This is a genomic window from Frigoribacterium sp. CFBP 13712 (assembly GCF_014842255.1).
In the GTDB taxonomy this organism is placed as follows: domain Bacteria; phylum Actinomycetota; class Actinomycetes; order Actinomycetales; family Microbacteriaceae; genus Frigoribacterium.
The window spans coordinates 58,914-72,949 of sequence record NZ_JACYVH010000002.1; the positions used below are offsets into that span (position 1 = coordinate 58,914).

At 68.6% G+C, this 14,036-nt stretch carries 11 protein-coding genes and 1 tRNA gene; 8 read left to right on the forward strand and 4 right to left on the reverse strand.

The genetic code is table 11. The features are described from left to right. The first annotated feature begins 28 nt into the window (after positions 1-28). Both IFT51_RS03950 and IFT51_RS03955 read left to right on the forward strand, forming a co-directional pair. Positions 29-101, forward strand: a tRNA-Ala gene (locus IFT51_RS03950). A gap of 323 nt (positions 102-424) precedes the next feature. After that, positions 425-2,041 carry a methyltransferase gene (locus IFT51_RS03955; protein WP_192059449.1) on the forward strand — a complete coding sequence of 539 codons (1,617 nt, stop codon included), beginning with the start codon at positions 425-427 and terminating at the stop codon, positions 2,039-2,041. 27 nt (positions 2,042-2,068) lie between these two features. Here IFT51_RS03955 and IFT51_RS03960 read toward each other — a convergent pair whose 3' ends face one another. Further along, positions 2,069-3,010 (reverse strand): NAD(P)-dependent oxidoreductase, encoded by a 942-nt coding sequence (locus tag IFT51_RS03960; protein WP_192059451.1) that lies wholly within the window; start codon positions 3,008-3,010, stop codon positions 2,069-2,071. Positions 3,011-3,525: 515 nt separating this feature from the next. Between IFT51_RS03960 and IFT51_RS03965 the strand changes: the two genes are divergently transcribed. Then, positions 3,526-6,096 carry an RNA helicase gene (locus IFT51_RS03965; RefSeq protein WP_192059452.1) on the forward strand — a complete coding sequence of 857 codons (2,571 nt, stop codon included), beginning with the start codon at positions 3,526-3,528 and terminating at the stop codon, positions 6,094-6,096. Positions 6,097-6,173: 77 nt separating this feature from the next. Further along, a complete protein-coding gene (locus IFT51_RS03970) occupies positions 6,174-6,935 on the forward strand; it encodes an SDR family NAD(P)-dependent oxidoreductase (protein ID WP_192059454.1) in 762 nt (253 codons plus the stop codon). A gap of 19 nt (positions 6,936-6,954) precedes the next feature. Here the strand turns inward: IFT51_RS03970 and IFT51_RS03975 are convergent, their stop codons facing one another. The 3 genes from IFT51_RS03975 to IFT51_RS03985 all read right to left on the reverse strand — a co-directional run bounded on the left by IFT51_RS03975 (position 6,955) and on the right by IFT51_RS03985 (position 9,709). Continuing rightward, positions 6,955-7,488 (reverse strand): ribonuclease H, encoded by a 534-nt coding sequence (locus tag IFT51_RS03975; RefSeq protein ID WP_192059456.1) that lies wholly within the window; start codon positions 7,486-7,488, stop codon positions 6,955-6,957. A 149-nt stretch (positions 7,489-7,637) separates the two neighbouring features. Next, complete coding sequence (locus tag IFT51_RS03980; RefSeq protein ID WP_192059458.1) at positions 7,638-8,468, reverse strand: aldo/keto reductase; 831 nt, start codon at positions 8,466-8,468, stop codon at positions 7,638-7,640. 32 nt (positions 8,469-8,500) lie between these two features. Further along, complete coding sequence (locus IFT51_RS03985) at positions 8,501-9,709, reverse strand: MFS transporter (protein WP_192059460.1); 1,209 nt, start codon at positions 9,707-9,709, stop codon at positions 8,501-8,503. A gap of 330 nt (positions 9,710-10,039) precedes the next feature. Here IFT51_RS03985 and nrdH point away from each other — a divergent pair, with 330 nt between their 5' ends. The 4 genes from nrdH to nrdF all read left to right on the forward strand — a co-directional run bounded on the left by nrdH (position 10,040) and on the right by nrdF (position 14,030). Further along, on the forward strand, positions 10,040-10,273 hold the full coding sequence (gene nrdH, locus IFT51_RS03990) for a glutaredoxin-like protein NrdH (RefSeq protein WP_055794227.1): 234 nt from the start codon (positions 10,040-10,042) through the stop codon (positions 10,271-10,273). A 78-nt stretch (positions 10,274-10,351) separates the two neighbouring features. Further along, positions 10,352-10,768 (forward strand): class Ib ribonucleoside-diphosphate reductase assembly flavoprotein NrdI, encoded by a 417-nt coding sequence (nrdI, locus tag IFT51_RS03995; protein WP_192059463.1) that lies wholly within the window; start codon positions 10,352-10,354, stop codon positions 10,766-10,768. 38 nt (positions 10,769-10,806) lie between these two features. After that, positions 10,807-12,912, forward strand: coding sequence for a class 1b ribonucleoside-diphosphate reductase subunit alpha (gene nrdE / locus IFT51_RS04000; RefSeq protein ID WP_192060169.1), 2,106 nt, complete (start codon positions 10,807-10,809; stop codon positions 12,910-12,912). Positions 12,913-13,028: 116 nt separating this feature from the next. Then, positions 13,029-14,030: a class 1b ribonucleoside-diphosphate reductase subunit beta gene (gene nrdF, locus IFT51_RS04005; RefSeq protein WP_055794231.1), complete on the forward strand. Its 1,002-nt coding sequence runs from the start codon at positions 13,029-13,031 to the stop codon at positions 14,028-14,030. Positions 14,031-14,036 lie beyond the last annotated feature (6 nt).

Here is a 14,036-nt window from a genome sequence, read left to right on the forward strand (position 1 = left end):
GGGATGCTATCGTTGCAGAGCAGTTTCCGGGGCTATGGCGCAGTTGGTAGCGCGTCTCGTTCGCAATGAGAAGGTCAGGGGTTCGAATCCCCTTAGCTCCACGGAATGCACGCGGCTCCACGAGTCGCCCAGAGGCCCCCGGCGACGGGGGCCTCTCGCACGTCCGGGCGTCGTCCGCCCCGCCCCGCCGGGTGTGCAAATCGCGACCACACCGGGGTTGAACCCCGCACGACGCCACGTTATGGACGGCATCGAGAGCGGAACGGTCGGGTTCGGCCCGGTGAAGTCGCCCGACGCGGTCGGGTTCGGCCCGAAGAAGACGCCCGACGCGGTCGGGTTCGGCCCCGAGGCCAGGGTGGAGCCGAGGAGGCGCGGGCCGCGACCGCCGCGGACGGCACCAGGACAGGTGCGGAAAGATGGGGGCGTGCCTCTCGTCTCGACCGATCCTGCTCTGCTCGCCCGTCTCCGCTCCGACCTGTCGTCGTCCGGGTTCACCGTCGATCGCCTCAGCGGCCCAGACGCGTGGGGGCCGACGGCCGGTGCCGCGCTGTTCCGGGGTGAGCGGGTCGCGGCCCGGCGCGCACTCCGCCGCAGCGTCGAGTCGAACGACGGCATCCGCACGGCGGCGACCCTCGCTCTGCTGTTCATCCTCGGTTATCCGCAGCCCCGGGCCGACGTCGAGCGCGCTCTGCCCACCCTCGGCGTCGACGGGGCCGAGTCCCTCGGGCTGATCGAGCTCGACACCGCGTCGGCACCGACCACCGCGTCGGCGCCGGCCACGCAGACGACCGCCCCGACCGTCCGGGCGCGGGTCGATCTCCGCCCCTACTCGTTCGTCGACGGGGTCGGCGAGGCCGCGTGGTGGATCGCCTCCGACCTCGGCGAGCTCGCCCTCGGCGGCGCCCTGCGCGAAGACCACGTGCTCGGCGTGGGCGGCGCCTCGGCCACGCTGGCCGGGCTGATCGTTCCGCGCGACGTCGATCGCGCGCTCGACCTCGGCACCGGCTGCGGCATCCAGGCGATGCACGTCGCTCGGCACGCGCGGCACGTGGTCGCCACCGACATCTCGCGCCGTGCCCTCGACTTCGCGGCGTTCAACGCCGCGCTGAACCTGATCGACGGCATCGAGTTCCGTCTGGGCAGCCTCTTCGAGCCCGTCGCCGGCGAGACCTTCGACCACGTGGTCTCGAACCCGCCCTTCGTCATCACGCCGCGCCTCGAGGGGGTGCCCGAGTACGAGTACCGGGACGGCGGCATGGAGGGCGACGACCTCGTGGCGTCCGTCGTCGGCGAGGTCGGGCGGCATCTGGCCCCGGGCGGCATCGCTCAGCTGCTCGGCAACTGGGAGTCCGCCGGCGCAGGCGGCTCACCGGCGAAGAAGGGCGCGTACTCCGTCTCCGACTGGGCGGCGCGCGGTCTCGTGCCCCTCGACGTGTGGGTGGTCGAACGCGAGCTGCAGGACCCAGCCGCCTACGCCGAGACCTGGATCCGAGACGGCGGCACCCGCCCCGGCACCGATGACTTCGAGCGGCTCTACGAGGCCTGGCTCGGCGACTTCGAGACGCGGCGCATCGAGCAGGTCGGGTTCGGCTACGTGACGCTGCGGCGACCGGTCGATGAGGCGACTGCGCCCGTGGTCCGCATCGAGCGCCTCCTCGGGGCGATGGGGGCGAACGAGGTCGGGCTCGGGGCGCACCTCCTGGCGACGCTCGACTCGCTCGACACCCTGCGGGGTCTGGATGACGACGCACTGCTGGCGACGCACCCGCGGGTCGCCGGCGACGTCACCGAAGAGCGGCACTACTGGCCCGGCAACGACGACCCCACCGTCATCACCCTCAGGCAGGGCGGCGGCTTCGCCCGGAGCATCGAGTCGGGAACAGCGCTCTCGGCGCTGGTCGGGGCTTCGGACGGAGAGCTGTCCGCAGCGGCGATCGCCGGTGCCCTGGCACAGCTGCTCGATGTCGAGGAGGCGCGGCTCCGTCAGGAGCTGGCGCCGCGCCTCCGCGAGCTGGTCACCGTGGGTATGCTGCGACTCTGAGTCGCCCGTCGGGTGAGCGGCGGCCGGCTACCTGCCGACCCGGTCGCCCCAGGTGCGCCACGAGTACTCGGGCACGAACCCGAGGAGATCGCGCGCCTTGTCGGAGCTGAGCAGGGGCTCGGTGCCCTCGATCGCCGCGCGGCGCTCGACCTGGGGGTAGAACCGGTCGGCGAGCACGGCGGTGGGAGTGTTCATCACGGTGTCCGCGTTCGCGATGATGAAGGCCTCGAAGCCGACCAGATCGGACTGCAGGGCCTTGCGGACGGCCTGGGCGCCGTCGCGGGCGTCGATGTACGAGAAGAGGTTGAACGTGCGCTCTTCGGGGGACTCGTCGAACGGGAACGCCTCGTAGTCGGTGTCATCCATCACGTTCGAGAAGCGCAGACCGATCAGCTTGAGCTGGCGATCCCAGCGGGTGAAGTGCCGGGCCATCTCCTCTTCGACGGCCTTTCCGAGCGAGTACGACGACTCGGGGCGCACCGGGTACTCCTCGTCGACGGGGAGGTAGGGCGGGTCGATGTCGAAGGGGATGCCGAGCAGCGTCTCGCTCGAGGCCCAGACGACGTTGCGGATCTTCGCGGCCCGGGCGGCGGCGAAGACGTTGTAGCTCGAGGTGACGTTGTTGGTGAACAGCGCCGCGTTCGGCACGAGCCCGGGTGCCGGGATGGCGCCGAGGTGCACGACGGCGTCGATCTGGTCGTAGCGGTCGTCGACGCTGGTCAGAGCCTGAGCGACCTGGCCGTAGTCGGTCAGATCGACCTTCACGTAGACGACGCCGTCGACGGGTTCGGGGCTCGGCACGCGGTCGAGCAGCACGACCTCGTAGCCGTTCTCCGCGAGATCGCGGACGACGGCGCGGCCGAGCTTGCCGCTGCCGCCGGTGACGGCGACGCGCTGTCGGCTGCCGGGGCGCGACCCGCCCTGGTCGGAGCTGCTGCCGGCGGAGTTGCTGGGGGGAGTGGACGTCATCGTCGGGTCTTCCTGCCTGTGGTTGGGATTCCGTTCTATCAGCCGCCACCGACACCGGGGTCGCTCGGTGGTCGATGTGCAGGGTGCCGGCGGGTGGGGAGGGATGACCCGCTGACAATCACCCGGTCTCGCTGCCGCGCGACCGTCATGACCGGTTATCTTGTAGTGCGTCCTCGGCTGGTTACCGAGACGCTCGCACCCGTCACACGTCCGACGCGGCCGATCGTGATCTCCTGATCCGATCACGTCCGGTCCTCGTTCGGGGTGCGGCCCGCACGCCCCCGTCCGAGTCTCGACTCGTCGACGGGGGCGTGCCTTGTCTCCGGCCCGTTCCCGTGACAGTATCGAGTGATCCTCATCTCACGAGCGGATCAGGGGTGAGATGGGGCGAAGTGCACAGGGGCGCCCCGGCGCCCGTGCCCGCTCCTCCACCGGTGGTGCTGCCGCGTCCCACCGGTGGAGGGGCTCCTCCGGCTCGGCGGCGGCCGGGGTCGATGAGGCAAGATCGACACATCATGTCGTCCGCTCCCGCCGCTCCTCTGGCCGCCCTCCTCCCCGCCCACCCGGGCACCGCCTCCTACGATGCGGACGCCGCGTACGCCGACTTCGCGGGGTGGGCCGAGGGTCGGGGGCTGCCGCTCTACCCCGCACAGGACGAGGCCATGATCGAGCTCGTCTCGGGGGCGTCGGTCATCCTCAGCACACCGACCGGCACCGGCAAGTCGCTCGTGGCCGCCGGGGCCCACTTCGTGGCGCTCAGCAAGGGGCAGCGCAGCTATTACACGGCACCGATCAAGGCCCTGGTCAGCGAGAAGTTCTTCGCGCTCGTCGAGCTGTTCGGACCCGAGAACGTCGGCATGGTCACCGGCGACTCGTCGGTCAACTCCGACGCGCCCATCATCTGCTGCACGGCCGAGATCCTGGCGAACCTCGTGCTGCGCCACGGCGCCGACTCCGAGGTCGACCAGGTCGTGATGGACGAGTTCCACTTCTACGGCGACCAGTCGCGGGGGTGGGCCTGGCAGGTGCCCCTGCTGCTGCTTCCCCGCGTGCAGTTCCTGCTCATGTCGGCCACGTTGGGCGACGTCACCCGCATCACCGACGACCTCTCGAGGCGCACCGGTCGCCCCGTCGCCCGGGTCACCGGGGTCGAGCGGCCGGTGCCCCTGCACTACACGTACGCGCAGACGCCCGTGCAGGAGACGGTCGAGGACCTGCTCGCCACGGGCGAGGCGCCGGTGTACGTCGTGCACTTCTCGCAGGCGGCGGCCCTCGAGCGGGCGCAGGCCCTCTCGAGCATCAAGGTCGCCACCCGAGAGCAGCGCGACGAGATCGCGGAGCTGATCGGCGGGTTCCGGTTCAGCACGGGCTTCGGCAAGACGCTCGGGCGCCTCGTCCGCTCGGGCATCGGCGTGCATCACGCCGGCATGCTGCCCAAGTACCGCCGTCTCGTCGAGCAGCTCGCCCAGCGCGGCCTGCTGCGGGTCATCTGCGGCACCGACACCCTCGGCGTCGGCATCAACGTGCCCATCCGCACCGTGCTGCTGACCGCCCTCACGAAGTTCGACGGCACGCGCATGCGGCAGCTGTCGGCCAGGGAGTTCCACCAGATCGCCGGGCGTGCCGGTCGTGCGGGTTACGACACGTCGGGCTCGGTGGTGCTGCAGGCGCCCGAGTACGAGATCGACAACCTCAAGGCCATCGAGAAGGCGGGCGACGACCCCAAGAAGAAGCGCAAGATCGTCCGCAAGAAAGCACCGGACGGCTTCGTGTCGTGGGGCGAGCCGAGCTTCCAGAAGCTGATCGCCGCCGAGCCCGAGGCCCTGACCTCGCACATGCAGATCACCCACGCCATGCTGCTGAACGTCATCGGCCGCGGTGGCGACGTGTTCGAGAACGTGCGGTCGCTCGTCTTCGACAACCACGAACCGCGCTCGCGGCAGTACGCGATGGCGCGTCAGGCCATCTCGATCTACCGCACGCTGCGGACGGCCGAGGTCGTCGTGCAAGAGCCGTCGATCGACGGTGGCGACCCCGTCATCCGACTCACCGTCGATCTGCAGGCCAACTTCGCGCTGAACCAGCCCCTGTCGCCCTTCGCACTCGCGACCTTCGACGTGCTCGACCGTGAATCGCCCAGCTACGCGCTCGACGTCGTGTCCGTCGTCGAGTCGACGCTCGACGACCCGAGGCCGATCCTCTCGCAGCAGCAGTTCAAGGCGCGGGGCGAGGCCGTCGCCGCCATGAAGTCCGAGGGCATCGAGTACGACCAGCGGATGGAGCTGCTCGAGCAGGTCACCCATCCCAAGCCGCTCGACGAGCTGCTGACCGCCCTGTTCGAGACCTACAAGGCGTCGCAGCCGTGGATCGGCGACTTCGAGCTCAGCCCGAAGTCGGTGGTCCGCGATCTCTACGAGCGCGCGATGACCTTCGGCGACTTCGTCAACTTCTACGGCCTCGCCCGGTCGGAGGGGCTGGTGCTGCGCTACCTGTCCGACGCCTTCCGGGCGCTGAGGCAGACGGTGCCCGACGAAGCGAAGACCGACGAGCTCGCCGACCTGATCGAGTGGCTGGGCGAGCTGGTGCGCCAGGTCGACTCGAGCCTCCTCGACGAGTGGGAGGAGATGCTGAACCCCCGCGAGGCCGACGCCCACGACGACATCGTCCCCCCGGTCCTCCGCCGCTTCAGCGCGAACGAACGGGCCTTCCGCATCGCGGTCCGCAACGAGATGTTCCGACGCGTCCAGCTCGCCGCGCGCGACGACGCAGAGGCGCTCGGTCGGATCGACGCCGCATCGGGCTGGGACGTCGACCGGTGGGGAGAGGCGCTCGACCGCTACTACGACGAGTACGACTCGATGGGAACCGATGCGGCCGCCCGGGGGCCGCACATGCTGGTCGTCGAGCAGCTGCCGACGGTGTGGCGGGTGCGCCAGATCTTCGCCGACCCCGAGGGCGACCACGACTTCGGCATCTCCGCCGTCGTCGACCTGGCCTCGAGCGACGAACGCGGCGAGGCCGTGGTCACCGTGACCGTGGTCGGGCCGGCCTCCGAACGCACCAGGGGCATGGTCGTCGAGGAGTAACGTCGTCACCGTGCTCCCCGACCCGGGGGCCGCCGATGACCGCAGCACCACCGTGCTCCGCTCCACGAGGAGGACCCATGTCTCGCCTGTCCGGAAAAGTCGCGATCGTCACGGGGGCCGCATCCGGAATCGGTGAGGCCATCGTGCGTCGATTCGCCGACGAGGGTGCTCACGTCGTCGCCACCGACATCGTCGACGGGTCGGCCGTGGCGGCCGAGGCCGGCGCGGAGTTCCTCCGGCACGACGTCGCGAACGGCGGCGACTGGAAGCGCGTCATGGACCACGTCGCCGAGCGGCACGGCCGCCTCGACGTGCTCGTCAACAACGCCGGCATCGTGTCCGGTCAGTCGATCGACGTGACCCAGCTCGAGAGCTGGAACCGGGTCTTCGCCGTCAACGTCACCGGCGTCATGCTCGGCACGCGATTCGCCATCGAGCAGATGCGGTCGAACCCCGACGGCGAGGGCGGATCGATCATCAACCTCGCCCCCGCGACGTCGTTCCTCGGGTTCGGCGACGATGCCGCCTACACCGCGAGCAAGCACGCTCTCGTCGGCCTGACCCGCTCGAGCGCGGCCCACGCCGCTCAGGAGGGCTGGGACATCCGCATCAACTCGCTGCACCCCGGCCCGACGGACACCGCGATGTTCCGTCGGCAGGTCGAGGCGCAGCCCGGCCTGCTCGACGCCTTCAAGACGATGAGCCCCCGCGGGCGCCTCGCCCGGCCCGAAGAGGTCGCCGGGCTCGCTCTGCACCTCGCGTCAGACGACTCGGCCTTCTCGACCGGCGGGCAGTTCGTCGTCGACGGCGGCCTGTCGAGCACGCACCCCTCGATGTAGCCCGCCGGGCGGGACTGCCTCAGAACAGGGTCGCAGGAGGCGCGGGCGGGGTCGCCGGCGCCGCGATCGGGTCGGTCGTCGACACGGGGGCACCCGGCCAGCCCGGGCCGCTCGGAACGGCCGTGCGGTTCTGGAACGCCGTCGCCGCACCGCGGGCGCGCACGTCGGCGGCCTCGTTCATCTCGTGGCCCATGTGGCCCCGCACCCACTCGAACCGGACCGTCCGCCCGGCCAGGGCCTCGTCCAGCTCCTTCAGGATCTCGACGTTCAGCACCGGCTTGCCGTCGGCCTTGCGCCAGCCCTTGCGCTTCCAGCCCGGCATCCACTCGGTGCAGGCCTTGATCGTGTACTGGCTGTCGCAGAGGATGTGCAGATCGTCGTCGGTGCCGGCGGTCGCCCGCAGCAGCTCGAGCACGGCGGTCAGCTCGCCCTGGTTGTTCGTCGCGCGCGGCCAGCCGCCCGCGGCCCAGCGCTCGTCGTCCACGTACCAGGCCCAACCGGCCGGCCCGGGGTTGCCGAGGGCTGAACCGTCTGCTGCGGCGGTGATGGTCATGCGGGGTGCTCCTTGCGTCGACGGCGTGCCTGACCACGCTAACGGACCCGGCCCGCGCCTCCTGCGCCGCGCCTCCTCGGGGGCTGGCCCGCACCTCCTGGGGTACTGCGGCGGGTTCCCGTCATCGGCGGCGGGNAGGGAGGCGCGGGTCAGCCGACGTCGTCGGGGTGCGACCCGGTGCGCTGCCCCGACTCGAGGGCGGCGATCGCTTTGAGGTCGGCGTCGTCGAGCTCGAAGCCGAACACGTCGAGGTTCGAGCGGATGCGCGACGCGGTGGCCGACTTGGGGATCACCACGAGTCCCTGCTGCAGGTGCCAGCGGATCACGACCTGCGCGACGCTCACACCCAGCCGATCGGCGATGCCGAGCAGCACCTCGTCGTCGAGGATCCGCCCGCGGGCGAGCGGCGACCACGCCTCGGTGACGATGCCGTGCGCGTCGCCGAAGGCCCGCAGCTCGCGCTGGGGCAGCCACGGGTGCGCCTCGACCTGGTTCACGACCGGCACGACGTCGGTCTCGCCGAGCAGCCGCTCGAGGTGCGGCACCTGGAAGTTGCTGACGCCGATCGACCGTGCCCGCCCCTCGGAGCGGATGGTCTCGAGGGCCCGATAGGTCTCGACGTACCGGTCGCGGCTCGCCGCGGGCCAGTGGATGAGGTAGAGATCGACGTGGTCGGTCTCGAGCAGGCGGAGGCTTTCGTCGAACGCGCGCAGGGTCTCGTCGTAGCCGTGCTCGGTGTTCCAGACCTTGGTCGTCAGATAGACGTCGTCGCGATCGAGGCCGGAGGCGCGCATCGCCCGCCCGACGCCCGCCTCGTTGCCGTAGAGGGTCGCGGTGTCGATGTGCCGGTAGCCCTCGTCGAGGGCGATGCGGACGACCCTCTCGGCCTCGTCGTCGGCGACCTTGTAGACGCCGAGTCCGAGCTGGGGGATGGTCGTGCCGTCGTTCAGTGCGACGCGGGGGATCTGGATGTCGGGCATGCATCGATCCTGCCAGCCCGAGGAGGCGCGGGTCAGCTGGGCTGGATCGCCACCGGCTCGGTGTCGGGCAGCGGGCTGGCGTCGCGACCGCGCAGATCGGGAAGCGACCTGTGGAACGCGATGCCGACGAGCATGCCGACCAGGGCGAAGACGGCGGCGACGATCAGGCCGCCCTGCCCGCCGATGCGGTCGATGTAGAAACCGGCGATGGCCGAGCCGAGCGCCGAGCCGATCAGCTGGCCGGTGCCGGCCCAGCCGTAGGCCTCGGCGGTGTCGCTGAACTTGACGCTCGACGAGACGATGGCGAACATGACGGCCAGGGCGGGCGCGATGCCCACGCCGGCGATCAGCAGGGTGACGCTGAGCGGCCACAGCCCGGTCATGAAGACGGCGAGGGTCATGCCGACGAAGACGATGCCGAGTCGACGGGCGAGGGCCCAGGGGCCGACCGGCACGTGCCCGAGTGCGAGCCCGCCGACCAGCGAGCCGGCGGCGAAGATCGCCAGTGCGATGCCCGAGTCGGCGCTGCCCTCGCCGAAGAGGGCGACGACACCGGCCTCGACGGCGGCGCAGGCCCCGATGAGCAGGAACCCGGCGACGGTGGCGAGCAGCACGGTGGGGCGGGCCAGCACCTTGCCGAAGGCCCGCTTGCTGCGGGGGATGCGGACCCGGCCGACCTCGGGCGAGGCGATGAACCAGATGCCCCCGCCGACGAGGAACGCGGCGGCGAGCCAGATGGCCTCTTGCGTGCCGACCTGGGTGCCGACGAAGGTCGTGATGACCGGACCCGCCACCCAGATGATCTCCTGTGCCGAGGCGTCGAGCGAGAAGAGCGGGGTGAGCTGGTTCGAGGTGACCATCTTGGGGTAGATGGTGCGGACGGCCGGCTGCACCGGCGGCACGCTGAGGCCGGTCACGAACCCGAGCGCCATGAACGCCGGCACGGAGAAGTCGACCAGGGTGAAGGTGATCATCGACGCGAAGCAGACGATCAGCGTGAGGGTCAGCACGGGGCGCATGGCCCAGCGGCCCATCCAGCGACTCGTGAGCGGGCCCGAGATGGCCTGGCCGATGCTCGTCGCGGCCAGGACGAGGCCGGCGGCGGCGTACGAGTGGTGCACGTGCTCGACGTGCAGCAGGAACGCGAGCGACAGCATGCCGAACGGGAAGCGCGCGGTCAGCTGGGCCGCGATGATGCGCGAGACGCCGGGCGTCTTCAGCAGGGTCGAATAGGTGCTCACGAGGGGACAAGTCTACGAGCGGACGGGGTCGTCGCGACACGCCGTCGGCCCGAAGTGGGGACAGCCCGTTTCGAATGTCGGAGGTGGGGAGAAGGATGTGGAGAACTCACCGGAAACGGGGACAACACCCGCAGAACTGTTGGCAACTTGTGGGAGACCCTGTGGAAAGTCAGCCGTGTGAGAGTTACACCCGTGTAACACCGCATCTAGTTGCGCGTGCCAGTGTCGGCCACTAGATGTAGTATCGAAGAGTCGCCACGGGCACTACGCACCGTGGCCCGCGAACCACCAGACCCGGCCTCGAAAGCCGGCCAGAACACAGGGGATCCCATGGCCATCACCGTCTACACCAAGCCGTCCTGCGTCCAGTGCACGGCCACGTACCGCGCCCTCGACAACAAGGGCATCGAGTACGACATCCTCGACGTCACGGCCGACGACGCCGCGCTCGAGACCGTCAAGGCCCTCGGCTACCTGCAGGCCCCCGTGGTCATCGCCGACGACGACCACTGGAGCGGATTCCGCCCCGACAAGATCGCCGGCCTGGCCGCCCGCATCTCCTGACCCACCCGGGTGCGCCGGGTCGACGTCGTCACGACGGAGCCCGTGCCCACCCACCGACCACGCAGGAGGGCCTCGGCCATGACGAACCTCGTCTACTTCTCCAGCGTCTCGGGCAACACCCGGCGGTTCGTCGAGAAGCTGGGTGTGCCGGCGGAGCGGATCCCGCTCTTCCCGTCCGAGCCGGCACTCCACGCCACCGACCCCTACGTCCTCGTCCTGCCCACCTACGGTGGCGGCGAAGGGCGGGGCGCCGTCCCGAAGCAGGTCATCCGGTTCCTCAACGACGAGGGCAACCGGCGCCTCATCCGAGGCGTGATCGCGGCGGGCAACACCAACTTCGGAGAGGGCTACTGCCTGGCCGGCGACATCGTCGCCGCCAAGTGCGAGGTTCCCCTTCTCTACCGTTTCGAGGTCTTCGGAACACCAGACGACGTCAACGCCGTACACACAGGATTGGAAGAATTTTGGATTCAGCAGTCGATGATCTCGAACTGATCGCCGCGCCCGGGCAGGGCCTGGCGGGCACCACCGGGATGGACTACCACGCCCTCAACGCGATGCTCAACCTCTACGGTCCGTCGGGCGAGATCCAGTTCGACAAAGACCGTGAGGCGGCGAAGCAGTACTTCCTGCAGCACGTCAACCAGAACACGGTCTTCTTCCACAACCTGCGCGAGCGTCTCGACTACCTGGTCGAGAACGAGTACTACGAGGCCGCGACCATCGAGCAGTACGACTTCTCGTTCGTCGAGAAGCTCAACGACCTCGCGTACTCGAAGAAGTTCCGGTTCCAGACGTTCCTCGGCGCGTTCAAGTACTACACGTCGTACACGCTGAAGACGTTCGACGGGAAGCGCTACCTCGAGCGCTTCGAAGACCGCGTGGTCATGACCGCCCTCGGTCTCGCCCAGGGCGACGAGAAGCTCGCCGTCGACCTCGTCGAGGAGATCATCGCGGGTCGATTCCAGCCCGCGACGCCGACGTTCCTCAACACGGCCAAGGCCCAGCGCGGCGAGCTCGTCAGCTGCTTCCTGCTGCGCATCGAAGACAACATGGAGTCGATCTCGCGCGGCATCAACTCGTCGCTGCAGCTGTCGAAGCGCGGTGGCGGTGTCGCCCTCTCGCTCTCGAACATCCGCGAGGCCGGCGCGCCGATCAAGCAGATCGAGAACCAGTCGTCGGGCATCATCCCCGTCATGAAGCTGCTCGAAGACAGCTTCAGCTACGCCAACCAGCTCGGCGCCCGTCAGGGTGCCGGTGCGGTCTACCTGAGCGCCCACCACCCCGACATCATGCGGTTCCTCGACACGAAGCGCGAGAACGCCGACGAGAAGATCCGCATCAAGACGCTGTCGCTCGGCGTCGTCGTGCCCGACATCACGTTCGAGCTCGCGAAGAACAACGAAGACATGTACCTCTTCTCGCCGTACGACGTCGAGAAGGTCTACGGGGTCCCCTTCGGCGACGTCGCGATCAGCGAGAAGTACCGCGAGATGGTCGCCGACTCGCGCATCAAGAAGACGAAGATCAAGGCGCGCGACTTCTTCCAGACGATCGCCGAGATCCAGTTCGAGTCGGGCTACCCGTACATCGTGTTCGAAGACACGGTCAACAAGGCGAACCCGATCAAGGGCCGCATCAACATGTCGAACCTGTGCTCGGAGATCCTGCAGGTCAACACGCCCACGACGTTCAACGAAGACCTGAGCTACAACGAGATCGGAAAAGACATCTCGTGCAACCTCGGCTCGATGAACATCGCGCTGTCGATGGACGCCCCCGACCTCGGCAAGACCGTCGAGACGGCCATCCGCGGTCTCAGCGCGGTCAGCGACATGAGCCACATCGCCTCGGTCCGCTCGATCGAGGTCGGTAACGACCAGTCGCACGCCATCGGCCTCGGCCAGATGAACCTGCACGGCTACCTCGCCCGTGAGCACGTGCACTACGGCAGCGAAGAAGCGATCGACTTCACGAACATCTACTTCTACACGGTGCTGTTCCACGCCCTGCGGGCCTCGAACACCATCGCGATCGAACGCGGTGTCACCTTCGGCGGCTTCGCCGACAGCACCTACGCGTCGGGCGAGTTCTTCGACAAGTACACCGAGCAGGTCTGGGCCCCCTCGACCGCTCGCGGTGCGTCGCTGTTCGCCGACGCCCAGGTCGCCATCCCCACGCAAGACGACTGGCGTGAGCTGAAGGCCAGCGTCATGGCGCACGGTCTGTACAACCAGAACCTGCAGGCGGTGCCCCCGACCGGCTCGATCTCGTACATCAACCACTCGACGTCGTCGATCCACCCGATCGCGTCGAAGATCGAGATCCGCAAGGAGGGCAAGCTCGGTCGCGTGTACTACCCGGCTCCGTTCATGACCAACGAGAACCTCGAGTACTACACCGACGCCTACGAGATCGGCCCCGAGAAGATCATCGACACGTACGCCGCGGCCACGCAGCACGTCGACCAGGGTCTCTCGCTCACGCTGTTCTTCAAGGACACCGCGTCGACGCGCGACATCAACAAGGCGCAGATCTACGCATGGCGCAAGGGCATCAAGACGATCTACTACATCCGCCTCCGTCAGCTCGCGCTCGAGGGCACCGAGGTCGACGGCTGCGTCAGCTGCATGCTCTAGAGCCGGTCGCCGCGTCGCCCCACGGCGGCGCACAGCCTCCGGTCGACGGCGCGGGTCGGGAACGAAACCCGACCCGCGCCTCCTGAACTCCCGATCCTGTCTTCGAAAGGCATGTCATGACCATCACCGACCCGGTCCACGCGACCGGCAAGTCGATCCCGCTGATCAAGTCGGTCAGCGCGATCAACTGGAACCGCATCCACGACGAGAAAGACGTCGACGTCTGGAACCGCCTGGTCAACAACTTCTGGCTGCCCGAGAAGATCCCGCTGTCGAACGACGTCCAGTCGTGGAACACCCTCACGCCCGAAGAGCAGCAGCTCACCATGCGCGTGTTCACGGGTCTGACCCTGCTCGACACCATCCAGGGCACCGTCGGCGCGATCAGCCTCATCCCCGACGCGATCACCCCCCACGAAGAGGCCGTCTACACGAACATCGCGTTCATGGAGTCGGTGCACGCCAAGAGCTACTCGTCGATCTTCTCGACCCTCGCGTCGACTCCCGAGATCGACGACGCCTTCCGCTGGTCGGTCGAGAACCCGAACCTGCAGAAGAAGGCTCAGATCGTCCTCGACTACTACACGGGCGACGACCCGCTGAAGCGCAAGGTCGCCTCGACGCTGCTCGAGTCGTTCCTGTTCTACAGCGGTTTCTACCTGCCGATGTACTGGTCGTCGCGGGCGAAGCTCACCAACACGGCCGACCTGATCCGCCTCATCATCCGTGACGAGGCCGTGCACGGGTACTACATCGGCTACAAGTTCCAGAAGGGGCTCGAAGGCGCCTCCGAAGAGCGCAAGCAGGAGATCAAGGACTACACGTTCAACCTGCTCTTCGAGCTCTACGAGAACGAGATCCAGTACACGCAAGACCTCTACGACTCGGTCGGCCTGACCGAGGACGTCAAGAAGTTCCTGCACTACAACGCCAACAAGGCGCTGATGAACCTCGGCTACGAGGCCATGTTCCCGAAAGAGACGACGGACGTGAACCCGGCGATCCTGTCGGCGCTGTCGCCGAACGCCGACGAGAACCACGACTTCTTCTCGGGGTCGGGCTCGTCGTACGTGATCGGCAAGGCCGTCACCACCGAAGACGAGGACTGGGACTTCTAACCCCCC

Excerpts from the sequence above, each read along its gene's own strand:
- IFT51_RS03960 (WP_192059451.1), bottom strand. The coding sequence starts at position 3,010 with ATGACGTCCACTCCCCCCAGCAACTCCGCCGGCAGCAGCTCCGACCAG.
- IFT51_RS03965 (WP_192059452.1), top strand. The coding sequence starts at position 3,526 with ATGTCGTCCGCTCCCGCCGCTCCTCTGGCCGCCCTCCTCCCCGCCCAC.
- IFT51_RS03970 (WP_192059454.1), top strand. The coding sequence starts at position 6,174 with ATGTCTCGCCTGTCCGGAAAAGTCGCGATCGTCACGGGGGCCGCATCC.
- IFT51_RS03975 (WP_192059456.1), bottom strand. The coding sequence starts at position 7,488 with ATGACCATCACCGCCGCAGCAGACGGTTCAGCCCTCGGCAACCCCGGG.
- IFT51_RS03980 (WP_192059458.1), bottom strand. The coding sequence starts at position 8,468 with ATGCCCGACATCCAGATCCCCCGCGTCGCACTGAACGACGGCACGACC.
- nrdH (WP_055794227.1), top strand. The coding sequence starts at position 10,040 with ATGGCCATCACCGTCTACACCAAGCCGTCCTGCGTCCAGTGCACGGCC.
- nrdI (WP_192059463.1), top strand. The coding sequence starts at position 10,352 with ATGACGAACCTCGTCTACTTCTCCAGCGTCTCGGGCAACACCCGGCGG.
- nrdE (WP_192060169.1), top strand. The coding sequence starts at position 10,807 with ATGGACTACCACGCCCTCAACGCGATGCTCAACCTCTACGGTCCGTCG.
- nrdF (WP_055794231.1), top strand. The coding sequence starts at position 13,029 with ATGACCATCACCGACCCGGTCCACGCGACCGGCAAGTCGATCCCGCTG.